20 protein-coding genes are annotated in these 24,818 nt (G+C 52.7%); 6 read left to right on the top strand and 14 right to left on the bottom strand.

Annotated elements, in window-relative coordinates; genetic code table 11:
* Window positions 1-80: 80 nt before the first annotated feature.
* The 7 genes from ytvI to LOK74_RS02825 form a co-directional block, all read right to left on the bottom strand.
* Window positions 81-1,103 (bottom strand): sporulation integral membrane protein YtvI, encoded by a 1,023-nt coding sequence (gene ytvI, locus LOK74_RS02855; protein ID WP_230045121.1) that lies wholly within the window; start codon window positions 1,101-1,103, stop codon window positions 81-83.
* A 262-nt stretch (window positions 1,104-1,365) separates the two neighbouring features.
* Window positions 1,366-2,619 (bottom strand): GNAT family N-acetyltransferase, encoded by a 1,254-nt coding sequence (locus LOK74_RS02850; protein ID WP_230045120.1) that lies wholly within the window; start codon window positions 2,617-2,619, stop codon window positions 1,366-1,368.
* Between the two features lie 37 nt (window positions 2,620-2,656).
* A complete protein-coding gene (locus tag LOK74_RS02845) occupies window positions 2,657-4,366 on the bottom strand; it encodes a M3 family oligoendopeptidase (protein WP_420908717.1) in 1,710 nt (569 codons plus the stop codon).
* Window positions 4,367-4,511: 145 nt separating this feature from the next.
* The gene (locus LOK74_RS02840; protein WP_230045119.1) at window positions 4,512-5,714 is read right to left on the bottom strand and encodes a M20 metallopeptidase family protein; all 1,203 of its coding nucleotides are present in this window, start codon (window positions 5,712-5,714) and stop codon (window positions 4,512-4,514) included.
* On the bottom strand, window positions 5,711-6,646 hold the full coding sequence (locus LOK74_RS02835; RefSeq protein ID WP_230045118.1) for a S66 peptidase family protein: 936 nt from the start codon (window positions 6,644-6,646) through the stop codon (window positions 5,711-5,713). Before LOK74_RS02835 ends, LOK74_RS02840 begins: the two co-directional genes overlap by 4 nt.
* A gap of 240 nt (window positions 6,647-6,886) precedes the next feature.
* The gene (locus LOK74_RS02830) at window positions 6,887-8,179 is read right to left on the bottom strand and encodes a phytoene desaturase family protein (RefSeq protein WP_230045117.1); all 1,293 of its coding nucleotides are present in this window, start codon (window positions 8,177-8,179) and stop codon (window positions 6,887-6,889) included.
* 170 nt (window positions 8,180-8,349) lie between these two features.
* Window positions 8,350-9,570, bottom strand: a complete 1,221-nt coding sequence (locus LOK74_RS02825; protein WP_230045116.1) for a sensor domain-containing diguanylate cyclase — start codon at window positions 9,568-9,570, stop codon at window positions 8,350-8,352.
* Between the two features lie 380 nt (window positions 9,571-9,950).
* Between LOK74_RS02825 and LOK74_RS02820 the strand changes: the two genes are divergently transcribed.
* The 6 genes from LOK74_RS02820 to LOK74_RS02795 all read left to right on the top strand — a co-directional run bounded on the left by LOK74_RS02820 (window position 9,951) and on the right by LOK74_RS02795 (window position 16,679).
* Window positions 9,951-10,943, top strand: a complete 993-nt coding sequence (locus LOK74_RS02820; protein ID WP_230045115.1) for a M23 family metallopeptidase — start codon at window positions 9,951-9,953, stop codon at window positions 10,941-10,943.
* A 58-nt stretch (window positions 10,944-11,001) separates the two neighbouring features.
* Entirely contained in the window at window positions 11,002-11,412 is a 411-nt protein-coding gene (locus LOK74_RS02815; RefSeq protein ID WP_230045114.1) for a bactofilin family protein, read from the top strand.
* Between the two features lie 386 nt (window positions 11,413-11,798).
* Window positions 11,799-13,199 (top strand): helix-turn-helix domain-containing protein, encoded by a 1,401-nt coding sequence (locus LOK74_RS02810; protein ID WP_230045113.1) that lies wholly within the window; start codon window positions 11,799-11,801, stop codon window positions 13,197-13,199.
* Between the two features lie 211 nt (window positions 13,200-13,410).
* Window positions 13,411-13,722, top strand: a complete 312-nt coding sequence (locus LOK74_RS02805; protein WP_230045112.1) for an aspartyl-phosphate phosphatase Spo0E family protein — start codon at window positions 13,411-13,413, stop codon at window positions 13,720-13,722.
* A 144-nt stretch (window positions 13,723-13,866) separates the two neighbouring features.
* The gene (locus LOK74_RS02800) at window positions 13,867-15,213 is read left to right on the top strand and encodes a helix-turn-helix domain-containing protein (RefSeq protein WP_230045111.1); all 1,347 of its coding nucleotides are present in this window, start codon (window positions 13,867-13,869) and stop codon (window positions 15,211-15,213) included.
* Between the two features lie 116 nt (window positions 15,214-15,329).
* Complete coding sequence (locus LOK74_RS02795) at window positions 15,330-16,679, top strand: helix-turn-helix domain-containing protein (protein ID WP_230045110.1); 1,350 nt, start codon at window positions 15,330-15,332, stop codon at window positions 16,677-16,679.
* A 291-nt stretch (window positions 16,680-16,970) separates the two neighbouring features.
* Here the strand turns inward: LOK74_RS02795 and LOK74_RS02785 are convergent, their stop codons facing one another.
* From LOK74_RS02785 to LOK74_RS02755, 7 genes are read right to left on the bottom strand one after another with little or no spacing between them, the layout of a single operon-like run.
* The gene (locus tag LOK74_RS02785) at window positions 16,971-18,497 is read right to left on the bottom strand and encodes a cobyric acid synthase (protein ID WP_230045109.1); all 1,527 of its coding nucleotides are present in this window, start codon (window positions 18,495-18,497) and stop codon (window positions 16,971-16,973) included.
* Window positions 18,490-19,866, bottom strand: coding sequence for a cobyrinic acid a,c-diamide synthase CobB (locus LOK74_RS02780; protein WP_230045108.1), 1,377 nt, complete (start codon window positions 19,864-19,866; stop codon window positions 18,490-18,492). The genes LOK74_RS02785 and LOK74_RS02780 overlap by 8 nt, the downstream gene beginning before the upstream one ends.
* Window positions 19,845-21,029, bottom strand: coding sequence for a cobalt-precorrin 5A hydrolase (locus LOK74_RS02775; RefSeq protein ID WP_230045107.1), 1,185 nt, complete (start codon window positions 21,027-21,029; stop codon window positions 19,845-19,847). Before LOK74_RS02775 ends, LOK74_RS02780 begins: the two co-directional genes overlap by 22 nt.
* Complete coding sequence (gene cobM / locus LOK74_RS02770; RefSeq protein WP_230045106.1) at window positions 21,026-21,805, bottom strand: precorrin-4 C(11)-methyltransferase; 780 nt, start codon at window positions 21,803-21,805, stop codon at window positions 21,026-21,028. The genes LOK74_RS02775 and cobM overlap by 4 nt, the downstream gene beginning before the upstream one ends.
* The gene (gene cobI, locus LOK74_RS02765; protein WP_230045105.1) at window positions 21,802-22,515 is read right to left on the bottom strand and encodes a precorrin-2 C(20)-methyltransferase; all 714 of its coding nucleotides are present in this window, start codon (window positions 22,513-22,515) and stop codon (window positions 21,802-21,804) included. The genes cobM and cobI overlap by 4 nt, the downstream gene beginning before the upstream one ends.
* The gene (gene cbiE, locus LOK74_RS02760; protein ID WP_230045104.1) at window positions 22,512-23,732 is read right to left on the bottom strand and encodes a precorrin-6y C5,15-methyltransferase (decarboxylating) subunit CbiE; all 1,221 of its coding nucleotides are present in this window, start codon (window positions 23,730-23,732) and stop codon (window positions 22,512-22,514) included. The genes cobI and cbiE overlap by 4 nt, the downstream gene beginning before the upstream one ends.
* Window positions 23,716-24,813: a cobalt-precorrin-5B (C(1))-methyltransferase gene (locus LOK74_RS02755; RefSeq protein WP_230045103.1), complete on the bottom strand. Its 1,098-nt coding sequence runs from the start codon at window positions 24,811-24,813 to the stop codon at window positions 23,716-23,718. The genes cbiE and LOK74_RS02755 overlap by 17 nt, the downstream gene beginning before the upstream one ends.
* Window positions 24,814-24,818 lie beyond the last annotated feature (5 nt).

The raw sequence follows: 24,818 nt of genomic DNA, 5'->3' as shown, positions 1-24,818 counted from the left end.
GTCTCATCCTTTTATTATTAGACAAAAACACCCCCGCTGACCAGTCGTTTGTGGACAGTGGGGGTTGATCCAGGTATTGGTTAAAAATCGATCTTTACATGAAGGAAGCCGGCTTTGCGCAGTGCTTCAAAGATAATCACGACCGCTGGACCGAGGATCAGTCCAATAAAGCCGAGCAGTTGAAAGCCAATATAGAGGCTGATCAAGGCAGACAGGGCGCTGATGCCGAGGCTGGTGCCGAGGATCTTGGGCTCGATCGTACGACGGATCACGGTGATCAGCACAAACATGATCAATAACCCGCCGGCCAGATGGGCATCTCCCTGATAAAAGCTGTACGCCGCCCACGGCACAAGGAACGAACCAGTCCCCAGAATCGGCAGAATATCGACCAGCATGACCAAAAAGGCAATCACCACTGCATACTTCACCTGCAAAATCAACAAGCCGATCAAGGTGAGCACATAGGTCATCAGGCTGAGAATAATCTGAGCCCGCAGAAACCCGATGGTGGCTCGATTCAGTTCTCTTAGCACCAGATCTACCTTTTCCCTGGCCGAGTCACTAAAGATGCTCATAAATCCGTTTACCACCCGCGGCAGATCCAGACTGAACAAGAACAAGGCGATCAGGTAGACGAGAAACACGATCAACAGACTAGGGATCGCCGCCACCCCAGCGATGATCGCCTGGGCCACTGCGGAAGCCGCGTTTACTGCCTGGGTTTTGAGGAGACTCAATACCTGCTGGATGGTATCGGCTGGCAGCGTGAAGTAGATGTCCTGAAACATCCAGATGTACTGTTCAACCATCTCAAAGACCTGTGTAGACAGGGCAGGAAGACGGTGAGCCAGCTCCACTCCTTGCACGACAAGTTTGGTCCCGATCCAGTAGCCGGCCACCCCAACCAAGGCCAAAAAGATCAGCAACGTGGCACTGGCTGCCACTACCCTGTTCATCCGCAAGGAACGCTCCAGGAAGGTGATAATCGGCTCTAGTACCAATGCAGTCAGAAGTGCCAGGACCAGCGGAATTCCGTTAAGTACAAACAGGATCCCAATTGCGGCGACAATCACAAGAAACAAGTACTTTCGAAGAGGCATATTTCTTTCTCCAATTCAACTGTTCTCAGGTTTCATCCTGCCTGCCTTTGACTACGACAAACAAGCATAGGCATTATGAACATTGTATCCTTTCAGGGGGATGGAGAGCAACTCGCAAAAACCGATCACCCCTGCTCCATAAGAAAAACCACACCTCCAATGTTAGATGGTGTCTAACAATTGGGGTGCAGTTCAATGGCCTGACGGTCGATCCTTATGCTGGGCAAACACAGTGCTCGGTAGGTAGAGATAACGACACGCTTTAAAAGGAGGTCATACAGACAGGCTTCTCCTCTGTCCGAAAGAATCGGTCGACGACGTCAAGCTGTCGTGGATCAGACAGTTCAGCCAGTCCATAGTGGTACAACTGCTTGAACCGTACGACTCCCATCACTAACGGAGAGAAGTCGGATACGTCCATGCGAACCTCCAGATCATGTTCTCCCTCCGTCACAAGCGTAACTCGACCATCGTTCACATGAAGAATGATGCTGCCTTCGTTTTCCGGCAGGAAGCTGTCTCGCAGAGTAAGCTTCAGCTTGCAGGTTTGGCCTCCGAAATCATGAGCGTCAAGTATCGAGTAGAACCTGGCTGCATCAACCACTCGATACATCAGACCAACACCGGAGACACTGCTCTCATGGAAAACGGAGGGAATGATGTGTTCCCTGTCGTTGCGAGGATCCTGCAGCAAATGGTGAAACGAATCGTCCTGTGTGTTGATCACAATCCGGTTTACCTGATCCGCTTGGGTATGCAGGAACGTGCACAACTCCAGCAGGGCTTCTGGTGTTTCATAAATCAACTCTTTGACGACCAAGTCATTTGGCAGCAGATGGTCGTCGTACCGTTTCTGAAACTGGCCGATCAGGTAGCCGCGAATCACTCCCTTTCGCCTGTAGCCGACCAGTACGTTTTCCGGCTGCCGGAAATAAGGCATGAGGTCAAATGCCGTTCGCCGGATCATGCCATGCCGGGATCGGCTGTAACGGTGGTAGCAGTCGAGTACGTCCGGCATGTCCTCTTGGCTCAGATAGGCCAGGTGCTGTTTGACTGCCTTGCGCGGCAAAGCGGCCGGCTTGCATTTGTACTGATTGATTCTTGTCCCATAGCCAAATCCCATCTGCTTGTAGAAATCGGGGCGAAATGGGTAAAGCAGCGTCATCGCAGCCCCTCTCTGCCGATAGTGGCGAACAAAGAACGACAGCAACTCCTTCGCCACTTTTTCCTTCTTGTGCAGCAGATCGACCGCCACACTGCCTACACCGCCTGCCAACATGTCCACAGACAGGACATTCATCGTAAAATCATACAAAATCATCCCGCCAAGCAGCTCGTCACGCTGATAATAACCATACAGGACCGCGTGATCGTGTTCGTGATAGATTTGCTGATAGCGATCACTCACCCGTTTTCTCGCTTCCCCGGAAAACGCGCGCAGGCCGGGATAGGCCTGGGCCGTTATCGTCACAAACCGTTCCAGGTCTTCTTCGCCAAGCGGCCTCACATCACCCATCGTGCTCCCTCCTGAAACTCTTCGTCAAAGATACGGCTCAATGATAATTCTCGTCCGCCGACAGCTGGTCCAACTCAGCCTGCACAAACTCCATCAGTTCCCGAATCATCGTCTCGGAGAAGTCAAAGCGAATTCCTGCAGCCTCGTACACTTCCGAGAGCGGTCGGGAACTGCCAAGAGAGAGGGCTTTCTTGTAGTTGGCCACAGCCTGCCCCGGATCCTGCTTGTACTGACGGTACATCTGCAGGGCGCCGAGATTGGCGATGACGTACTCAATGTAGTAGAAGGGCACCTCAAAAAAGTGGAGCTGCCGCAGCCAGCGATTGGCCAATTCCTCATCGAAATCGGACCAGTCCTGGTAGGTGGTCAGGTACTTGCGTGCCAATTCCAGGAACTTGGCATTACGCTCTTCGGCGGTGTGAGATGGATGCTCATACATCCAGTGCTGGAACTGGTCGACCACCGCCCCCCATGGCAAGAACTTGATCGCTCCCTCCAGGTGTTCCCGCTGTGCTCGCTTCAGTTCTTGCTTGTCGGGATAAAACTCTGTCCATTTGTCCAAAGTCAGGTACTCCAGCGACATGCTGGCTAGTTCAGCCGATTCCATCGGGGTCTCCTTGTATTCGCGGAGCGGGAACGACCGTTTTAGCTCGTTGTGGAAACAGTGCCCCATCTCGTGAATCATGGTCGTCACATCATCTTGCTTGCCCGACGCATTCATAAAAATAAAGGAAAGCTCGGAAACCGGCAGCAAGAGACAAAATCCACCCGGCGATTTGGCCTTGCGGTTTTCCAGATCGAGCATCCCGTTCCGGTTCATTCGCTCCAGCAGATCAGCCAGCAGCGGGTCGACTCCGTTTAACACCTGCTTGGTGCCCTCGATCAGTTCTTCCACTTTGTCAAAAGGACGGAGCGGCTGCTGTCCCTGCGGCACGGCGTCTGTATCCCATGGACGGTATCGGTCTACCCCTAATTCCACCTGATGTTTCTTCTCGATCTCTTCCTTGATCGGGACGACGTACTTGTGGATCGCTTCCGCCAGACGGTGGCAATCCTCCGGGGTATAGGAAAACCGCTCATATTTTTTAAACATGTAGTCGCGGAAGTTGGCCAAGCCGGCATTGACCGCTTTTTGATGACGAATCTGCACCAACTCGTCCATAATGTCCTGCAGCTTATCTTTGACGGAGAGACAAGACTCCTGAACCAGTCCCCACGCCTTCTCCCGTACAGCGCGGTCAGGATCCTGCAGGTAGTTCTGCATCTGATGCAGCGTCTTCTCTTCCCCCTCCCACAACACGGTCAAGGCGCCGGTCACTTCAAAGTAAGCGGTTTGCAGTCCGTCCTCTTTCACTTCCAGCGGGATATTCTCTTCGCGGAACAGCTCGATCGCATTTTTCTTGCTCTTGATGTATTCTTTGTAGAACTCCTGATCCAACTGGTCGCGGTACGGACTGTCGTAAAATTTCCGGTCAAACAAGGCTTCGTATTTCTTGATGAGCGGCTGAATCACCTGCTGATCGTGCTCAAACTTTTGTTTGGCCACCTCGTCATTGTTGCGGCACTGAAAGTCGACATAATGCCCACTGAGGATCTCGTCCACTTCCTCAAACAGCTGCGACTGGCGTTTCATCCATGCCTCCAACTCGTCCACGGAGCCTACCTCCTGATGAAGCAGTTCCTCAAACTTGCCCTCTAACTCGTCGACTGCTTCCAGGGAGTGTTTCTCCACGTAAAACATCGTCATCAACCCACCTCATATCTTCAAAAAAATTTTTAATGGTCTTACTATTATAGTAAAAAAAAGACAGTTATTGAACTCTTTCTCACAAACCCATGTTTGTGATTGTCCGATTCACATGCAGACACCTCGCTCGACGCGATGCCGAGCGCTATGGCCGCTGGTCCGCAGACCTTAAAAAGGTCAGTGCATGATAGGCTTGCAGAGCCGCCCCTATGGCCAGACATCTCTCATCGATCTGAAAGCGGGGGTGGTGCAGCGGATAGATAATACCCTGCTGTTCATTGCGACAGCCAAGACCGTAAAAAGCGGCCGGAACCTGCTCCGCAAAAAATGCAAAGTCTTCAACACCCATGCTTGGCACCCGCTCAATGATCACATTTTCCGCTCCAAGCATCTGTGCGCCACACTGCTTCACCAGGTCAACCGAGGCATCATCATTGATCAGGGATGTGTACCCTTCTTCGATCCGTACGTCCGCTTCTCCTCCCAGACTGCGTGCAGTGAGAGTCGCCACCTCGACAATGCGCTCTTTGACGAACTGGCGCACCTGTGCGTCAAGTGTGCGAATCGTCCCCGTCAGACGAACTTCACCTGCAATGATATTATGCTGTGCTCCTCCTTCAATCACACCGAGCGAAAGAACGGCGGATTGGCGTGGATCGACGTTGCGGCTGACAATTGTCTGCAAGGCCATCACCACCTGGGCCGCGATCACGATCGCATCCCGTCCCAGATGAGGATATGCCCCATGCCCTTTTTCTCCCCGGATCGTGAGGTGCAGCGTGTCCGATGCAGCGTTTACCTGTCCGTATGTAACGCTGATCTGTCCGATCGGCAGATCGGGTAAAACATGTAATCCAAAGGCAGCATCTACCCGTGGATTGTCCAGGACACCGGCCTCGATCATCAGTTTGGCGCCACCAACCGTCTCCTCTGCCGGTTGAAACAGCAGCTTTACCTGTCCGGCAAGCTGGTCTTTTCTCTCTTGCAGCAGGCGAGCGGCTCCCAGCAGCACGGTCATGTGGGCGTCATGACCGCAGGCGTGCATCTTTCCTTCGTTGCGTGAGCGGTAGGGCAGATCATTCTCCTCCGTGATCGGCAGTGCATCCATGTCCCCGCGCAGCGCAACCGTTTTTCCCGGCTTCGAGCCTGTGATCAGTCCCACGACGCCTGTGTCAGCTACCACTTGATACGGGATGTGCAATTGCTCCAAATAACCGATGATTTGATCCCTGGTTCGATACTCCTCCAACCCAAGCTCGGGATGCTGGTGAAAGTCTCGTCTGATCTCTTTCAACCACGGCTGCATCAGGTGTGCGTTTTGCCAGATCTCTTCGCGAATCAGACTCATACCACAACACCCTCCTCGATGACGAGCATGCCTGCCGCAGCGTTCATGTAGGCCTGCACGCCGAACGGCAGTGCCAGGTTATAGAGGCCGTGGCCTGACTGCAAATTCCAGATGGTCGGCTTTTGATAGGGAGCCACGACATGGCGCAGGACGTCCAGCACATCAAAGCCACCGGGGTACTTGTCGGGACCGCAGTTGGTCCAGGTTCCCACCAGGATGCCCGCACACTCCTCCAGTTTCCCGCCAAGTGCCAATTGCGTCAGCATGCGGTCGATCCGGTACGGTTCCTCCCCGATATCCTCCAGGAACAACAGTTTCCCCCTCGTGTCCAGTTCGTAAGGCGTCCCCATCAAGGCGGAAATCAAGGCGAGGTTGCCCCCTACGATCGGACCTCTCGCCTCCCCGGGAGCGAGACAAACCATCTCTTCTCCCTGCGGATTGATGACCGGCCCAAGTGGTGCCGGGTCCCGCATCGCTCGCAGCAGCCAGTCTCTGGTCAGCGGTTCAATCCCGGAGAGCAGCCCTGGTGTGGCATTGGGCCCATGCAATGTGGCCAGCCCCGCTTGCTGCCGGATCGCTGTATGCAGGGCAGTGATGTCGCTGTATCCAATAAACAGTTTGGGATTTTCCCGAATAACGGAATAATCTAACAGCGGCAAGATTTGTGGAGATCCGTAACCGCCTCTCAAGCACATGATTGCATCGATACCGGGGTCAGCGAACATCCGGTTCAGTTCTGCAGCACGTTGTTCGGGCGTCCCCGCCAGGTATCCGCCGTATGACAGAAAGCATGTATCTGCCAGCTCGACCTGAAAGCCTAGCGCTTCCAGCTCTGCACGCGCCTGTTCTACGCTTTCCACTTCTTTCACCGGGCTGGATGTTGCGACAACCCCGATCGTATCCCCCGACTTTAGCGCTTTGCCTTTCCTCATCGTCCCACCTCTTGTTCACGTACGTTTGGTATGAACTACCATGGCATGGAACCGCAGCCGCTGCTGTCCTTGTTCCATCACGTTCCACTGATTTACCTGTCTGACCCATTAGCGTGATTATATCATTTGTCAGGATGAGCAAAAAGAAAGACCGCTCCCGAGAAGAGGCTGGTCTTTCGGAAACAGTCCGGTTGTATAGGGTGAATACGTAAAACAGGGCCAAATGCCCTTGGCTTGCGCTTATTTTTGCAGAATGATTTGACTGGCCTCATAGGCGCTGGAAAACGATAGCTCCGACAGTTGACCCTGTCCCTCACACCAGTCGCCGGCAAAAAACAGGTTGCGGTATTCCGGCAAAAAGGTGGGCAGCGGTTTCTGTTGCATCGTCCACTTGATCTCCTGGACAACCGCCCGTTGGGAGATGCGGGGGACAACCAGCTCGTCGCGCCAGCCAGGGAAGTGTCGATCGTACATCGCTTCGATCTCTTGTTTGTACTGGTCGAATATCTCTTTGCTGCCCACATCCTCCTGCTTGAGATACGCAGTAGCCTGCAGCAGTTGACCGCCATCGGGTACGCAAGTCGTATCGTAATAGGAAATGTCCGTGATAAACATATTGCGCTGCTTATCGTAGACATATGTATACGGTACGTCAATCCGGTTTTTCAGGCCGATGTCGTATACCACGACATACGTCGGATGATAGTTGGCATACGAGAGGATCCAGTGTTCAACCGCGCTTCCCGTAAGTACTTTGGCCAGTTCTTTCGGCGGGATGCAGAAGATGAACTCGTCTCCGCTGATCTCGGTCTCTCCGGCGCGGACAGCCGTGATGCGATCCTCCTGCCAGCTTGCCTCTTCTACCTTGGTCTTGGTCATGATCGTGCCGCCATTTTGCTCGATTACCCGCACGAATTCGTCGATCAGCGCCTGCCAGCCACCGCCGATGTAGGCCACAGGCTTATTGGTGGTGAACAAGCGGCGGTAGTAGGCAAAAAACACGTCAGACGGAATTTTCCCCGGCTCTTTCGTAAAAAAGTTGGAAGAAGCCAAGGTCAGCATCATCTCTTTTACATCTTCGCCCACCTGTTTTCGTTCCATCCACTTTTCGATCGATAGATGCGGATGCCCCGTCTCCATGTGCAGCATCGTTTTTAAAATTTCAAAAGTAAAAGCAAGCTTGTCGACACCTTTGAGGACTTTGGTCCGAAACAATCCCTGGATGTTTGCCGGAATCGCAGTTAACGTGTCGCCAAGGTCGTATTTGGCTTTGTCGGGGTTGAAGTCCTGCCAGTCGATCTGCAGCCCCAGTTCTTTCTCGTAGGTACGCAGCACGGAGCTGTCCCTGCCGTAAATCGCATGGGCGCCAAAGTTAAACCGAAATCCCTTGATAGTCAGCGTGACCGCTCGGCCGCCCAGTACGCCCCTCTCCGCAATCGCTACCTTTTTCCCTTTGTGGGACAGATAGGCACCTGCTGACAACCCGGCCAATCCACCACCCACAATAACCACGTCATAATGATTGCTTGTCATGCTGAACCCCTCTTCTAGTTAGTTAGGCATTTTTGTCGCTCTTCCACGTGCCTTATTATAAACGAGAATGGGCGAAACTCCTACCGAATCGCCATTGTCCTATTTTTCTAACTGTTTCATGTAAGCGTCTAAAAAACAGAACAACCGCTCCGAAGATACAGAGCGGTTGTTTATCTGGCAGGGTGAAAGACCGTGATGCAGTTTTTCCCCTGGTTTTTGGAATGGTACAACGCCTTGTCGACGACCCGCTTCAACTCATCGGCGGACGCGGCATGGTCCGGGTAAGCGGCGATACCCGTGCTGACCGTGATCGGGATCTCATACCCCTCGTGATGCAGCGGGTACTCGGCCAGATACTCCTGAATCAGTCGAACCTTCTCCTCGGCCTGCGTAAGACTTAGGCCGGGAGCCAGGATCATAAACTCGTCACCTGCATACCGATAGGCTTCTTGGCCTTCGTCCAGCATCGTTTTCAGCGCAGAAGCGATTTGTTGAATCAGCAGGTCGCCTGTGTGATGACCGTACTGGTCGTTGACCTGTTTCAGGTTATCTGAATCAAGCATGATCAAGGTCACCGAACCGGTCGTGCCAGCATCGGCAATCAGCTTGTCCAAGTCTTGGTGAAAGGCTCGGTAGTTTTTGATACCGGTCATCTCATCGTACACAGACGATCGGTACAGTTTTTCGTAGAGGCTGGCCGTCTCAATGGCGCTGGCCACTTGGAAGCCGATGATTTTGAGCAGTTCCTCATGCTCTTTCCGGTAAGCGAACTCCTGGTAGCTTTGCGCCGAGATCACGCCCTTCACCTGATCACCCAGCATGATCGGAACGAAGATGCAGGTGCTGGTCTCTTTTTCAGGGTTTCCCCAGCGGATATAGGAACCCATCTCCTCGCCCGTCTTGATATGGATCGTCTCCCGGTTCGCGATTACTTTGGAGATGTTGCCCTCTCCGAACTCCAGCGTCGCTTCCTCGTAGATGACGCCATCATCAATAGAAAACGGGATGTGGATCGTCTGCTCCCTCTCGTCGTAAATCGCAATAAAAAACGCGTCTGTGGCCATTACCCGTGAAACCAGTTCAAACGCCTTTTGGCATATCTCGAAGGTATCAAACGTCTTCGTAAACGTCTGCCCCAATTCGTGCAGGATGATCAGGTGCTCCGAAATCCAGTGAAGGTTTTGAATTTTCTCGCTGATCTTGCCAATCTCGGAGATGAGCTTCAAGTGAAGGATTTTTTCTTCATCTGTTAGAGCCGGTTCATAGAGAAGTTGTTGTGACATGGAGTAGAGGGGCGGGAACTGGATCGTTTCGATTCGTTGAAGAAGAGAGTGGTATTCATTTATCAACCGACGATAATACTCAACAAGATTGGGCAATTCACTGCTCATGCCAGCGTTCCTTCCTCTCTTTTAACCAACTTGCCGCAAAGCATCCCATCAAATCCATAGGCAACAACCAAAAAGAAAAGAAAAGAAAAATAAAAAGAAATAAATGGAGGTACCTTATTCATTGTAAATCGCCCGCAGAAAAAATCAATAAAATCTTGCACAACTATACATAATAACATAGCACAAGAGAAGAGAAAGCACAAAAGAAATGAAGAGAAGCGTTTGGCATCTCCTACAAAGCGGGTAGGAATAAAAAGGGACAGTACATTCGACAAGAACCGGCAAAAGCTGAGAAAAAATTGTTGACTTTTAGCAGGGATTTGTCAAGAGAGTGAGAATATCAATTGGTGATCATTTCCGATTGACGGTTGGGGTGAAGGATGAATAGCAAAGACAAGAATCGCAGTAGCATAACGTTTATGATCGTACCGCACGGCGGAAACAAGGTTGTATCCATTCCGCTCTCTTCCCGGTTGATTACGTGGCTGCGTGCAGGATTGCTTGTTGCCGCAATCGCCGCGGGATACGCTGTGGTTACCTACATCCAGATGCACCAGCAAAACAATCAATTGCTTGCCGAAAATAGAGAGATCGAACAACAATACAGCGCACTGCAGCAAGAACTGACAGCAGAACGAAGTGAACTGTCCGCGATTGCCGAGCAGGTAAATGAAATGCGCAGCTATCTCGACCAGTTGGAGTCATTGGAGACGGAAATCCGCAATAAAACAGGGTCCCTTACCCTCCCTACGAGTGACAAGCAGGAGGCCAGCACAGTGAGCTCGATCCTGCTGAATTCAGGAGGCCCCGAAAAATGGACCAACCTCGATCCGGTCGTCCCTGCAGGAAGCGAGGAAGCACAGCAGATCATCACACGCACCTCACAGCTTCTCTCGCAGTTGGAAAAAGAGGTTCCGGACAAAGTAACCGCAGTCAACAACCTGCTCAAAGATGTGGACGAACTCAATCAGAAACTGGCGCACACGCCAACCATCTATCCGGCGGTCGGCGTGATTACATCCCGATATGGCTATCGGCGCGACCCGTTTCATGGGGCCCGTAGATTTCATGACGGCTTTGACATCGCCAATCGCTATCGCTCGCCGATCTATGCCACCGCAGACGGAACCGTGGTCTTCTCCGGACGCAAAGCCGGTCACGGCAACATGGTGCAGATCAAGCACAGCTCCACCATCCAGACATCGTATTCCCACCTGGCCAAGAGTCTCGTCAATGTAGGCGATACGGTGAAAAAGGGTCAAGTGATCGGAGAGATGGGCAGTACCGGCAGAAGTACCGGCGTCCATGTTCATTACATGGTATACAAGCAGGGCGTCCCCGTCGACCCTGAAGAATACCTTCCTTATGAATAAGGTCGGTGCTACTGTTTTTGTTCTTGATCCCATCATTCTAAAATGAGAGGAGACCGTGATGTTTAAAGACAAGTCAGCAAAACCATTTACAGAAAAAGTGGATACTATCATTGGGTCCGGCACCGCCTTTGAAGGCAACATTATCGCCTCAGGAACCGTGCGGGTAGACGGACGGTTGAATGGCGAGATTCAGACGGAAAACGACGTGATCATCGGAGAATCCGGACAGGTGACGGGTCTGATCAAAGGCAAAAACATCAATGTGGCCGGACTGGTGCAGGGCAATATCGAGGCGGAAGGCCAACTGCAGATCGTCTCCAGCGGCAAGGTGATCGGCGACATCCACGTCGAATCGCTGCAAATCGATGACGGCGCTAAATACACGGGCAACTGCCGGATGAAAACGGAATTGTACGTGGCAGAGTCGAGTACAAGCGCTAGCCAAAGTGCGAGTCAAAGTGTAGGGTAATACGACGTTTCTTTCAGGTAGACGAAAGGGACACGATGGCCGCCCCCGCAGCGGGGGTGGTTTTTTCTCTCTTCCCTCACTCTTCACCGTCGCCCTCGCTTGTTCCACATCGGTTTTCAGCTTGGTTGTTCGGCTCAGCCTCAGTCTTGCTTCATTTTAGCTTCATTCTGGCTCCGGTCCTGCTTCGCTCCTGCCTCGATCTTAACCCACTACCCTCTCTATCTTGAACGAAACCCACTGTTGACCAAACCGACTTGGGCTAGCGCCAGTCCTCTCTTCCTCATCTTTGGGAGGAAAATCTCTGTGGAAGTAGTTGTAAAAATTAAATAAAATATTGTAAAATGTAATAAAGATTTCCTTATCGATCAAGGGGGTGTGATTTCCTCATGGACATGCAACCGACGATTCGATCAGAGATAGAAAAACAATTGAGGGAAAAAGGATATACGTTGAGCAAACTAGGGGAACTAACCGGGATCAATTCAGGAAATCTGAGTGAAATCCTCAACGGCAATCCCCCGCGTGCGATCACGATACGGCAACTGGACGCTATCGCAGCCGCCTTTGGCTATCAACCAGGCTGGCTGTATGAACTGTATCCGGAGGAATGTGCGACCCACGAGAGAGTGTCCCGTCCCCGCGTGATTCCGTATCTGGTGCGCTGTGCTGAGCTTGGGCGCAAGGACTTGATCGAGCAGGTAGTAGCGGTGCTGATGGAGAATCCGAAGAATGTCTCTATTCTGTTTGCCGTAGGCGAGCAGTTATATGAGGCGGGGAAGCGAAAGGAATCCACTTTGTTTTATCGGTTGGTGATTGACAATGAAAAGGACAACCATTCGGATCGGTATTTGATCAGCCAGTATCGGTTGTTTCGGGCTTCGTTGGGGACGGATGTGGAGGAAAACTGGAAGGCGGTCATTCGATTTGAGCCGTATCGCAATCGGTTGCCGGAGGGGTATCGGTTGGATGGGCTCTTGCAGTTGGCTAACACCTGCTATGCCTTAAAAAAATGGGAATATGTTTTTAAATTCGCCAATGAATTGCAGAAACTGTCTACACTGGTGTATAGAAATGAACTTAGAAAAAGAAAAAGCAAAAGAGCAAGAGAAGCACTTAATACTGAACGACATCTTGTAGTATATTACGGACAAGGATATCTAATGAAAGGTTTAGCATTAGAAAATCTCGGGAGGTACGAGGAAGCAAGACAGTGTGTCGAGGAATACGCCGATCTAAGCTGGTTTGAACCTCTAGATGAGATCGGAAAAAAGGAGGTAGAGAAGTTTCGTTTGCGGGCAGTTGCAAACAGATATACACTAGACATGCTGATGGGGAAAACGGACATTCTTCCCGACTATATCGACTTTCTATCCGAAAACCCTAAAGAGATACTTCCTGGTTTGATTACAATTATAAAATCGGCTAATCAGTATAATTTCACTGTAGACCATATTTTGAGACAGTTTTCAGAGCATATCAAACATTTCGAGGAACAACAAGATGCGATAAAAATTAGTGAACGTCTACAATTTCGCTATCAACTTGCAGTATACTTGATAAAAAAAGGAAATATATTAGAGGGACTAGATCATACGGTGATGTGTATTAATCTATCTGATGCAACAAGGGATTATGATAGCTTTAAAAGATGTGTAGCATTATTTTGGGTTTATCGGCAGCATGCAACAGATCAACAAAAAGTAACTTTTCAAGATGTCACGATAAGAGGAGTGATTGACATTGAAAAAGATTTTGCTTTGTCTGATTCTGTCACTAGGGATAGCTAATCCTATTGAAATATTGATCGAGTTTCCAGACAAACCACATATAGTACAATACGGGCATGGAGCAGGCGGTTAAGCCAAATGTTCGCAAAAGCACCTCTCGTTTTCGAGAGGTGCTTTGCTTTATCCAATATTTCTCAATTCGTCCTTTTTTGTATATTCCTTTATAGTCTTTTATGTCTAAACATGTCAAAACTGAGGAGGTAATTACAAAATGAAAGTGGATAGGGGCACTCCTTTGATTTTGCATACCGTACAAGAACCCTCAAAAGGACTAGAAAGTGCCTTTAAATTATTAAATATTACTTCATCGAAATTTGTGTCAGAAAGAGACTGTTGTTCTATCTCTGAAGAATTGCAGAAAACTACAGAGTTATTGCGTCAACAACTGGTACAGCTTACTTTAGAACGAGGAAGTTTTTTAAACGATGATGTTATCAAGCTAAGTCAATGGCTGGATCAGTACATTGTCGTCATCCAGAATTATTCTGCCCTAACAGGGAAAGGTTATCTGAGCAGACAATAATCATTTACACCTATAGTCAGTCACTGTTCATTATTCTCATCAGTATGCTAAGTGATGCATCTGTCCTCCAAGCGATGAATCACGAAGTTGGAGCAGTCCGCACAATGGTAACAATTTACCTGTTCAGAGAAAGGTGTGATAGCGATGGAGTTAAAGCCCTCAATTCGATCCGAGATAGCAAAACACATGAAAGCAAAAGGCTATACGCTTAGTAAACTAAACACATTGACTGGCATTAACTCTGGTCACTTGAGCGAGATCCTGAACGGTAAACCCCCACGTGCAATTACCATTCGACAATTGGACGCCATCGCGGCGGCCTTTGGCTATGAGCCAGGCTGGCTGTACGAACTGTATCCGGAAGAATGTGCAACGCCAGAAAGAGTCTCCCGTCCCCGTGTCATACCGTACCTGATACGCTGTGCGGAGCTTGGTCGCGAGGACCTGATTGAGGAAGTTGTGCCCGTATTGATGGAGAATCCAAAGAACGTTTCTATCCTGTTTACCGTAGGAGAGCAGCTATACGAGGCAGGAAAGCAAAAGGAATCTGCGCTATTCTATCGCCTGGTGATTGACAATGAGAAGGACAACCACTCTGACCACTACCTGATCAGCCAGTACCGTCTATTTCGTGCCTCACTGGGAGCAGACATAGAGCAGAACTGGAAGGCAGTTATCCGGTTTGAGCCTTTCCGTAATCGGCTACCAGTTGGCTATCGGTTAGACGGGCTTTTGCAGTTGGCTAATATCTGTTACACACTTCACAAATGGAAAGACATGGAGCAGTATGCTGATGAGTTAAGGGAATTGGCTACTGTGGTCTACCAAAACGAACTACGTGAGAAAAAGCGTAATAGGCAAAGTGAACCCCTACAAACGGAGCGCCATCTAGTTGTTTATTACGGACAAGGGTATCTAATAAAGTCAGTAGCATTAGAGAAACAGGGGTTATATCATCTGGCCAAGCAGTATATAGCCGGTTACGCTGATCTTGGGTGGTTTGAACTACTTGACGAAGTAGGCCGGAAAGAAGTGAACAAGTTCCGGCTTTGGGCAACGGCTAACTCGTACTACATTGACGTTTGTATGGGTAACATCGAGGTTCTTCCCGATTACGTTCGTTTTTTGGCAGATCATCCAAACGAACTACTAACGGGCATGGCTGTTATCGTAGAGTCGGCAGTAAAACATGGCTTTTCCATTGACAGCATACTAGACCGTTTTGCCGAAAACATCAGCCACTTTCACGAACGACAAAGCCCCATTGATTGTGAACGTTACTACCATTTTCGGTATTGGCTCACCAAATATCAGATACAAAAAGGTGAATACACCACTAGATTGGAACAACTCGTAATGGAACGCAAGATTCTCTTTAAAGAAGATGTCGTGCAGTTGAGTGAATGGCTTACTCAGCAGTTGGCATTTACTCAAAGAAGCGTGGCAGATATAAAGAAGATCGTCAATACACGGACAAATAGTTTTAGATAGATGATATCTTGCTAGAGATCTTCAACCGCTTAAAGTTCTGGCTTTCTAGGGGTGTATGTAGTTCAATAGCTGACAACCCCGGTTTTTGTTCCATATAGGTATTGAGGATGGTAGCAATGGAAATAAAACCTGCGATTCGATCCGAGATAGAAAAACACATGAGAACAAAAGGCTATTCGCTCAGCAAACTAAGCGCATTGACTGGTATTAACTCTGGTCACTTGAGCGAGATCCTGAATGGCAACCCCCCGCGCGCGATCACCATACGACAATTGGACGCAATCGCGGCCGCCTTCGGCTATGAACCGGGCTGGCTGTACGATCTGTACCCAGAAGAATGCGCAACGGTAGAAAGAATCTCCCGTCCAAGGGTCATACCGTACCTGATACGCTGTGCGGAGCTTGGTCGCGACGACTTGATCGAACAAGTTGTTGCCGTGCTGATGGAAAATCCGAAGAACGTCTCCATCCTGTTTTCCGTAGGAGAGCAGCTATACGAGGCGGGAAAACGAGAGGAATCGGCACTATTCTACCGCCTAGTGATTGACAATGAAAAGGACAACCACTCCGACCAGTACCTGATCAGCCAGTACCGTCTGTTTCGTGCTTCGCTGGGAACGGACATAGAGCAAAACTGGAAGGCGGTGATCCGGTTTGAGCCATACCGTAATCGACTACCAGATGGTTATCGGTTGGATGGGCTTTTACAATTAGCCAATACCTGTTTTACACTTCGCAAGTGGAAAGAAATGGAGCAATATGCGGATGAATTAAGAGACTTAGCCACAGTGGTCTACCAAAACGAACTCCGTAAGAAAAAGCGTAAGCGGCCAAGTGAACACCTACAGACGGAGCGCCATCTCGTTGTTTATTATGGGCAAGGGTACTTGCTAAAGTCAGTAGCATTACAACAACAAGGTCTATACCATCAGGCCAAGCAGTATATAGACGGTTACGCAGATCTTGGCTGGTTTGAACTACTTGACGAACTCGGGCAGATAGAAGTAGACAAGTTCCGACTTTTTGCAACTGCTAACTCGTACTATATGCACGTATGTATGGGCAACTCCGATGTTCTCCCTGATTATGTTCGTTTTTTAGCAGATCATCCGAACGAACTGCTAGCCGGCTTGGCCGTGATCGTAGAATCGGCGGTAAGATATGGCTTTTCCATTGACAACATACTGGACCGTTTTGCCGATGAGATCAGCCACTTTCATGAACGACAAAACCCGTATGATCTGGAACGTTACTACCGTTTTCGGTATTGGCTGGCCAAATATCAGATCGAAAACGGTCAATGCACCACTGGATTGGAGCAACTCGTGCTGGAGCGCCAGATTTTTTTCAAAGAAGATATCGTCCGGTTGAGTGAATGGCTCAATCATCAGCTGGCTACTGCTCGTCGGAATACGGCAGAACCGAAGACGACCGTGAATACAAGGACAAAGGTTTTAGATAGGTAGGAAGCCCCTGCGCGCGATCACCATACGACAGTTGAACACGATCGCAGCCGCCTTTGGTTATGAACCAGGCTGGCTGTACGATCTGTACCCGAAGAATGCGCAACGGTGGAGAGGATCTCCCGCCCACGGGTTATTCCGTGCTTGATGCGCTGTGCGGAGCTTGGTAGCGACGACGATGCAAAAAGGCGCTAGCTGTCGCCTCCCGCAACACGCCGCGCCGCGCTTCCTTGAATTCGATCTATTCTTCCGATACCTTGCGGGCGATGTCTACTCGCTGCCGCGCCTCCCGCATCAACGATGCACAACAGCCCCCTGCCCCTCCGCAAACCGCCGCATCTCTTCCTCAATATACCCCACCTGCACATGCTGGCGCACGTGATCGGCCAGCCGGTCAAATCCCTGCTCGCGCAGTCTGACGAAAGATGGTCTCTCCTCTAATGGGGCAAGCCCTTTGCCACGGCGGATGAGATTCAACAGCCGGGCACGAAAACTGTCATTGTGAAACAATCCGTGAAAGTAGCTGCCGAGCAAGCGGCGCTCTGCATCCCAAAATCCGTCCGCACGCTGGTCCAGTTGGATCAGAGGGGAGACATCTTTGGTATAGACAGATTGTCCCATATGAATCTCGTATCCCTCTACTGCCATCCGCTCTCCGTCAAAACAGGCTGTGCCGCGGGAGAGGATGGTCGTCTTTTTCTGGGCGAGCGTCGTCTCCAGCGGGATCAATCCGATGCCTTCCACACCCTGCAGCGGCGACTCCACGCCATGCGGGTCAGCGATCCGCTCGCCCAGCATCTGATAGCCGCCGCAAATCCCGACCAGATAGGCTCTCCCCTGATCGTACAACCTGAGAACCTCCTGCTCCAATCCGCTCTCTCGCAGATGCAGCAAATCTTCGATTGTGTTTTTGCTGCCGGGCAGGATCACCAGATCGGGTTCGCCCAGTTCTTCCGGGCGCGAGATATAGCGCACTCGACAATCCGGCTCGACGAAGAACGGGTCGACGTCGGTAAAGTTGGAGATGCGCGGATAACGGATCACGGCGATGTCGATCTCCTTGGGAGCGTCGATACGTCCGCTGTACGCATGCAGAATCAGCGAGTCTTCGGCGTCGATCCACAAGTCAGGCAGATAGGGAACCACCCCTAGCACTGGTGTTCCGGTGTACTGTTCAAACCAGTCCAGACCGGGCTGCAGCAGTGAGAGATCTCCGCGGAAGCGGTTGATCACCACTCCGATCACCCGCTCCCGGTCTTCCGGCTCTAGCAGCTGCAGCGTGCCGACGAGGCTGGCGAACACCCCGCCGCGCTCGATGTCAGCGACCAGAATCACTGGCGCATCAGCGAGACGGGCGACCCGCATGTTGACCAACTCCCGGTCGTTTAAGTTGATCTCCGCCGGGCTGCCCGCCCCTTCGATCACGATCCGATCGTACTCGTCTGCGAGACGGTGGTACGCTTCGGTAATCATCTCTAATCCCGTCGCATAGAAGTCCGTACGATAGGCAGCGGCCTTCATGTTCGTATACGGCTCGCCGTGGACCACGATCTGCGATTCCTGATCCCTGGTTGGTTTGATCAGGATCGGATTCATATCGGTCGTGGCGAGGATTCCAGCCGCCTCTGCCTGTACCCCCTGCGCCCTGCCAATCTCTTTGCCGTCTACGGTGACGTAGGAGTTGAGCGCCATGTTTTGTGACTTGAACGGGGCGGTCTTGTAGCCATCCTGGGCAAAGATCCGGCAAAACGCAGTCGCCAGCACGCTTTTCCCGGCATCGGAGCTGGTTCCCTGGATCATCAACGGCCATGCTCTACCCATCGCTTGCTTCCCCCAGACAGCGCTCAATCCAGCGCGTGACGATCATCGGATTGGAAGCAAAGTGCAGGTGGGTGTAGCCAGCGACCAGATTGTCCCTAGCGTAGCCTTCCTGTTTCATCCCGCGCAAGCCTTTTGTCTCGTAAGCATACGGGACTTCACCAGCCGGTGGAGCGTAGGTGGAATAGCGGAACTCGTGTCCTTTCGCCAATTCTCCGGCCTCCAGCAGAAAGTTGGGTTGCACACCCCGCACTTCCCGGTATCCCAGGGCGGCCAGTCGCTTCTGCATCGTGATCCGTCCGGGGATGATGCCGACCATCGGGTACACTTTGCCCTCTGTGGTTACTAGTTCCTCGGTCAAGTACATAAACCCGCCGCATTCAGCCAGCGTAGGCAGTCCAGACTGAATCGCGAGTCGAACGGAATCCATCACCTGCCGATTTCCCGACAGTTCCCGGGCAAACTCCTCAGGAAAACCTCCCCCGATGTACAGGCCATCCACTCCATCTGGCACTGCTTCCCCTGCCAGCGGAGAAAAAAAGACGCACTCGGCACCGTGCGCTTCCAGCAGTTCCAGGTTTTCCGGATAGTAAAAGTGGAAAGCGGCATCTTTGGCGACAGCGATCCGCACCCGCTTCGGCTGCTGTTCTTTCGTGAACAACACCGGTTCGACCAGCAGCGGCTCCGCTCTCGCAGCATCCAGCAGTTGATCCAGATCAACGGTGCGGGTGATCAACTCAGCTAGACGGTCAAACAACGGCTGCAGTTCCCCGCGTTCTACAGAGGGGACCAACCCTAGATGGCGTTCCGGTATCTCCACCTGTTCTTCCCGCTGCAGGTAGCCGATGACCGGGACCTCGCATTCCTGCTCCACCGCTTGCTTGACCAGACAGTAGTGCCCTTCGCTGCCCACTTTGTTGGCGAGCACGGCGACGATCCGCACATCGGGATTGAGCAGTTGGAATCCTTTGACGATGGCCGCCGCACTGCGTGCCATGCTCTGACAGTTGACGACCAGCAGCACGGGTGAGCGGGTGAGGAGGCTGATCTCGGCGGTGCTCCCTCTGTCGCTGGTCGCCTCTTTTCCGTCATAGAAGCCCATCACACCCTCGATGATCGAGATATCTGCCCCTGCACTGCCTCTGGCGTATATCTCCTTGACCACCTCATGCGGCAGCATCCAACTGTCCAGATTGCGCGAGGTTCGGCCAGTGACGGCGGTATGGTAGGTTGGGTCGATGTAGTCCGGTCCGCACTTGAATCCCTGCACGACCATCCCTCTGCGTTTGAGTGCAGCCATCAGTCCGATCGTCACCGTCGTCTTCCCTACTCCGCTGCCTGTCCCGGCAATCACGATCCTTCGCTCGGACACGCCTCTCCCCTCCTTTCGGCAAATCGCAGCAGACCGACGGATATGGTCACATTGCCCGATTTTTTCTTGGTCAAAAGCAGCGTATCCTCACCGGTATACAGCTTGGCGGCTGGCTCGCTGACGCCGTAGGCTCCGGTGAACTTGTAGACGGTCTCTGATGGTTCTTCCAGCTTCACCTGGTTCAACTGCTGCGGCGTGTAATAGACAAACTCCCAGCCATACTTGCCGCAAACCTCCAGCAGTCCCGCCTCATCCTTTTTCAGATCGATCGTGCAGACCGCCTTCACACTGCGGATGGAGACGTGTAGCTCGCTCAATGTCTCCGTCACGACCGCCTCAATCTCTTCTGCCGACGTGCCCCTGTTGCAGCCGATCCCGAGCGCAATTACTTTGGGCCGGTATAGGACGCCATTGCGCAAGATCGCCTCTTCTGAGGGTTCCAGCAGGCGATGTGTGACGACGAGAGCTGCCTGCGGTTCGTCCGCCAACGCTTCCTGGATCGACGAGTAGACACGGATGTTGGCGGGCATCGGTGTATCGTGCATCCACCAGTCGCGTTCCCCTGACTCCTGGACGACAGCCACCCGCTCTTCATTGACGACGGACGCACTGACCGGGGTTAGCTTGTCGGCCGACTCCCACTCCCAGCCGAAGCGGCGTCCAAACAAGTCGACCGGAATCGTCTTTTGCACGTCAGATGCTGTGGTGATTACCGGCTTGGCCTGGAGAACGGCGGCTACTTCGCGGGCCAGCTCATTGGCCCCGCCCAGGTGACCGGAGAGGACGCTGATCACATGTTCGCCCTTGTCGTCAATGACGACCACGCCTGGATCCGTCTTTTTGTCCTGCAGCAGCGGCGCGATCATGCGCACCACGGCACCGAGCGAGATCAGCAGAATGATCCCCTTGTATGCGGGCCAGAGCGCGGGAAGCAGCAGCCGTACACTACCGTTGAACAGTTGGATCTGCCGTTCTTGCTCGTCCCCTTTGGCGAACTTGCCCATGTAGTACAGATCGCCGTGCGAAAAGGTGCGGTGCAGCCGTCTCGCCAATTCCACCCCGTGTTTGGTGATGGCGACGATCGCGTAGTCGCCCTTACGCTGGATGACAGGAATCTCTGCTTCGTTTAGTTCAATCGTCGTGGCACGCTGTTCAATTGTCATGGCGCGCTCACACCTTTGCGATACCCATGGGTAAAGGTTTTGTCATACAGCTTGGATCGGTATTCTCCCTTGTCATGCAGCTCGGGATCGAGCGCCCAGCCTGCCAGGATCATCGCATGGGAACGGATGCCGTGCTTGCCCATCTCAGCGTCCAGGTGGCGCAGTGTGGTTCGCACCATCACCTGATCCGGCCAACTAGCCCGCTGTACGACAGCGACTGGCGTCTCTTCGCTCCAACCAGCTTCCAGCAATTCCTTGACCACTTTTTTGGTCAGGGTAGCGCTGAGAAACAGGGCGAGGGTGCAGTGATGGGCTGCCAGTTCGCGCAGTTTCTCCCTCTCCGGCACCGGAGTCCTACCTTCTGCCCGGGTCAAGATCAAGGTCTGCGTCAGATCAGGCACGGTTAGTTCCGCATTGAGAGCGGCAGCAGCGGCAAAGACGGAACTGACGCCAGGGACGATCTCCACTTCAATGCCTGCTTGCTTCAACAAAACAATCTGTTCCATAATCGCGCCGTAGACGGACGGATCACCGGTATGCAGGCGTACCACCGTTTTATGCTGTCGAACCCGTTCCACCATGACGGCTACGATCTCTTCCAAGGCCATCCCGGAGCTTTGCATGATCTCTGCCTGGGGATTGGCTCTACTCACCAGTTCCTCGCTCACCAGCGAGTCGGTATAGAGGACCACGTCAGCCTGCTCCAACAGCTTCAGCCCTTTTACCGTGATCAGATCGGGATCACCAGGTCCTGCTCCCACGATGTATACTTTCATTGCTTTCTCACCACCATCAGGGTTAGATAGCCGAGGTCGGCTCCTTTGAGGGCACGAACGTCCTCCCAGACCATCTCTTCGGCAGAGGTTACCTTGCTGGCGACAGATGCTTGATCAGTCAGCCCCAGTTCTTCCAACAGCTCCAGAATCATGTCCAGTACTTTGGCTACCTTCAGAAAAACGACACAGTCGTGGGCGAGCAGGGCCTGACGCATTGCTTCCCGGTCGTCCGTGGCCGGGATGATCCCGATCTGCTCATCCCCATCCGCCAGCGGCAGCCCCAGCCGGGACGCTGCTCCGAGAAAAGAGGATACTCCCGGCACCGATTTGATCGGCACCTCGGGATGGGTCTCTCTCATCACCCGCATCATGTGGATAAACGTACTGTAAAACAGCGGGTCCCCCTCGGTGACAAACACCACGTCTTTCCCTTGGCGCAGCCGTTCCCATACCTGGGCCACCGTGTTGCTCCACTCTCTCGCCAGAATCTCCTCATCCTTGGTCATCGGGAAGACGAGACCGAGCATCTCTTTTTCCGGCTGCTTCACGTACAGCTCGGCGATTTGATGGGCATAGCTTTTGCTGCCCATCCGTTTTTTGGGATAGGCGATCACGGGTGCTTCCTGCAGCAGGCGAAACGCTTTGACCGTGATCAGCTCCGGGTCGCCCGGTCCTACGCCAATACCGTACAATGTACCGATGTTGTTCACTGGCTGCTCTCCTCTCCTGCTTTTTGATAGGCAGTCACGATATAGACCGGATTTAGTCCTTCAAAGCGGGTCATGGACAATATCGGTTTGCTCCGTGACAACTGGACCAGTGTTACCTTGGTCTCGTGGCCTGATGCTGCAAAGGCCTGCATCGCCTGGTACAGTGTCTCCACTGTAGCCGCGTTGACCACAATCCGCCCGCCCGACTTCAGTCGATCGCAGCAGATGCGGATCAACTCTGCCAGCTCGCCGCCGCTGCCTCCGATAAAGACCGCATTTGGATCAGGAAACTGTTCCAGTCCATCCGGTGCCTTGCCGTGCACCAGCGTAAAGTCGGTACGGAACCGAGCCATGTTCTCCCGGCAGTTCTCCAGATCATCCGCGTTTTTTTCGATCGCGTACACCGCTCCCTCGCGAGCGATCCGCGCCGCCTCAATCGCCACAGAACCAGTACAAGTACCGATGTCCCACACCACACTCTCGGGGGTTAGCTGCAGCTGGGCCAGACTGAGTACCCGCACCTCCTGTTTGGTGATCAGTCCTTTATCCGGCTTGCGCTGGGCAAATGATTCGTCAGGGATGCCAAGCGGCCAAACGGGGCCAGCCTGCTGGCGACGCAGCACGACGACGTTTAATTCGGAAAAGGTGCGCTCCGCCATCTCCTGCAGGTCGTACCAACCGACCCGTTCCTGTGGACTGCCCAGGTTCTCTCCGACGAAGGCACGGTACTCCGTCATCTGGTACTTCAACAGGTAGGCGGCAATGGCGGCCGGGTTGTTTTCGGCATCCGTCAGCAGGGCTACTTTGTCCCGACCGTCGATCCGCTGGGCCAATCCCTGCATGCTTCTGCCGTGTACACTGGTCACATAAGCATCCTGCCAGGCCTCTCCCATCCGGGCAAAGGCCAGCTGAATCGAGCTTAGCGCAGGGTAGATCTCGACCGGCAGTTTTTTGGCCAGATAGCCGCCAATCCCGTAAAACAGCGGATCGCCAGAAGCCAGAATCACCGTCGCTCTGCTCTCTTCCGCCAAGCTCTCGACCAGTGCGGAAAGCCCTCCTTTTACCACCCGCTTCTCCCCGGTGTAGTCAGGAAAAAAAGCAAGGTGGCGCTCACCGCCAACCAGCAGTTCGCTTTCCATAATCCAACTGCGGTAGAGCGGGAGCAGTCCCGCCTGTCCATCATCCCCGATACCGATGATCTTAATCGGTTGCTTCATTCACTGTCACCCTTCCCAACAGAGACCCTTTCATCGTGATCAGGATCGTCTCAATCGTCATGCCGCCCTGTACTTCCCGCAGTCCAGACCGGCAACAGTATTCGCACAGTTTTTCAAAAAACAGCGGATGCTCCCCCATCAGGTCGCCCACTTGTGAAGCGGTGTTGGCTCCGCGGATCTCCGCCAGCAACTCGTCCGACGCCCCTGCTTCCTCCGCAACCCTGGCGAGAAAGTCGAAGTCGACGGGAGCGCTTTTGGAGTGGACCATCATCACGCCCTGTGCCACCTTGGAGAACTTGCCCATCATGCCGACCAGCGTGACCTGCTCGATCTGTTTCTGTTTGCACTGTTTGAGGGAAAAGCCAACGAAGTCGCCCATCTCCACAAACGCTTCCTCCGGCAGGTCAGGATACAGCTCCATCGCCGTCTTTTCGCTCTTGCCGCCGGTGGAGAGTACCACGTGCCGACAGCCCGCTTCCCTCGCCACGTTAACGGCCTGCGCAATGCTGGCTTTGTAGGCGGATGTGGAAAAGGGAACGACAATTCCCCGTGTTCCCAGTATCGAAATCCCGCCAAGAATGCCGAGCCGTCCGTTTAGTGTCTTTTTGGCAATCTCTTCCCCGTCAGGTACGGAGATCACGACCCGCACGCCGCGATCGATGCCAAACTGGCTCAATACAGACTGTACGGCCTCTCGGATCATCTTGCGCGGTACGGGGTTGATCGCCGCTTCCCCTACCGGCACGGGCAGGCCGGGCTTGGTCACCCGTCCGACACCAATGCCGCCGTCCAACTCGATTTCGTTCGCCTCGCTCCAGGAGACGGTGCTCTCGATCAACGCTCCATGCGTCGCATCTGGATCGTCACCGCCATCCTTGATTACGGCCGCGTAAGCTTTCCCCGCTTCAAAGCCGCATTTTTCCAAGGAAAAGGTAACCTCCTGACCGATCGGCAGCGGAATCGTCACCTCCTGTGGCGCCTCTCCAGTAATCAAGGCAAGCAGCGCCGCTTTTGACGCTGCCGTGGCGCATGCCCCCGTCGTATAGCCATGACGGAGTGGTTTTGCCTCCTTTGTCTCCATCGCAC

This window comes from Brevibacillus humidisoli (assembly GCF_020923435.1).
Lineage (GTDB): Bacteria > Bacillota > Bacilli > Brevibacillales > Brevibacillaceae > Brevibacillus_E > Brevibacillus_E humidisoli.
Note: the sequence above shows the minus strand (reverse complement) of the source record. Positions and strands in the feature narration are given on the sequence as shown.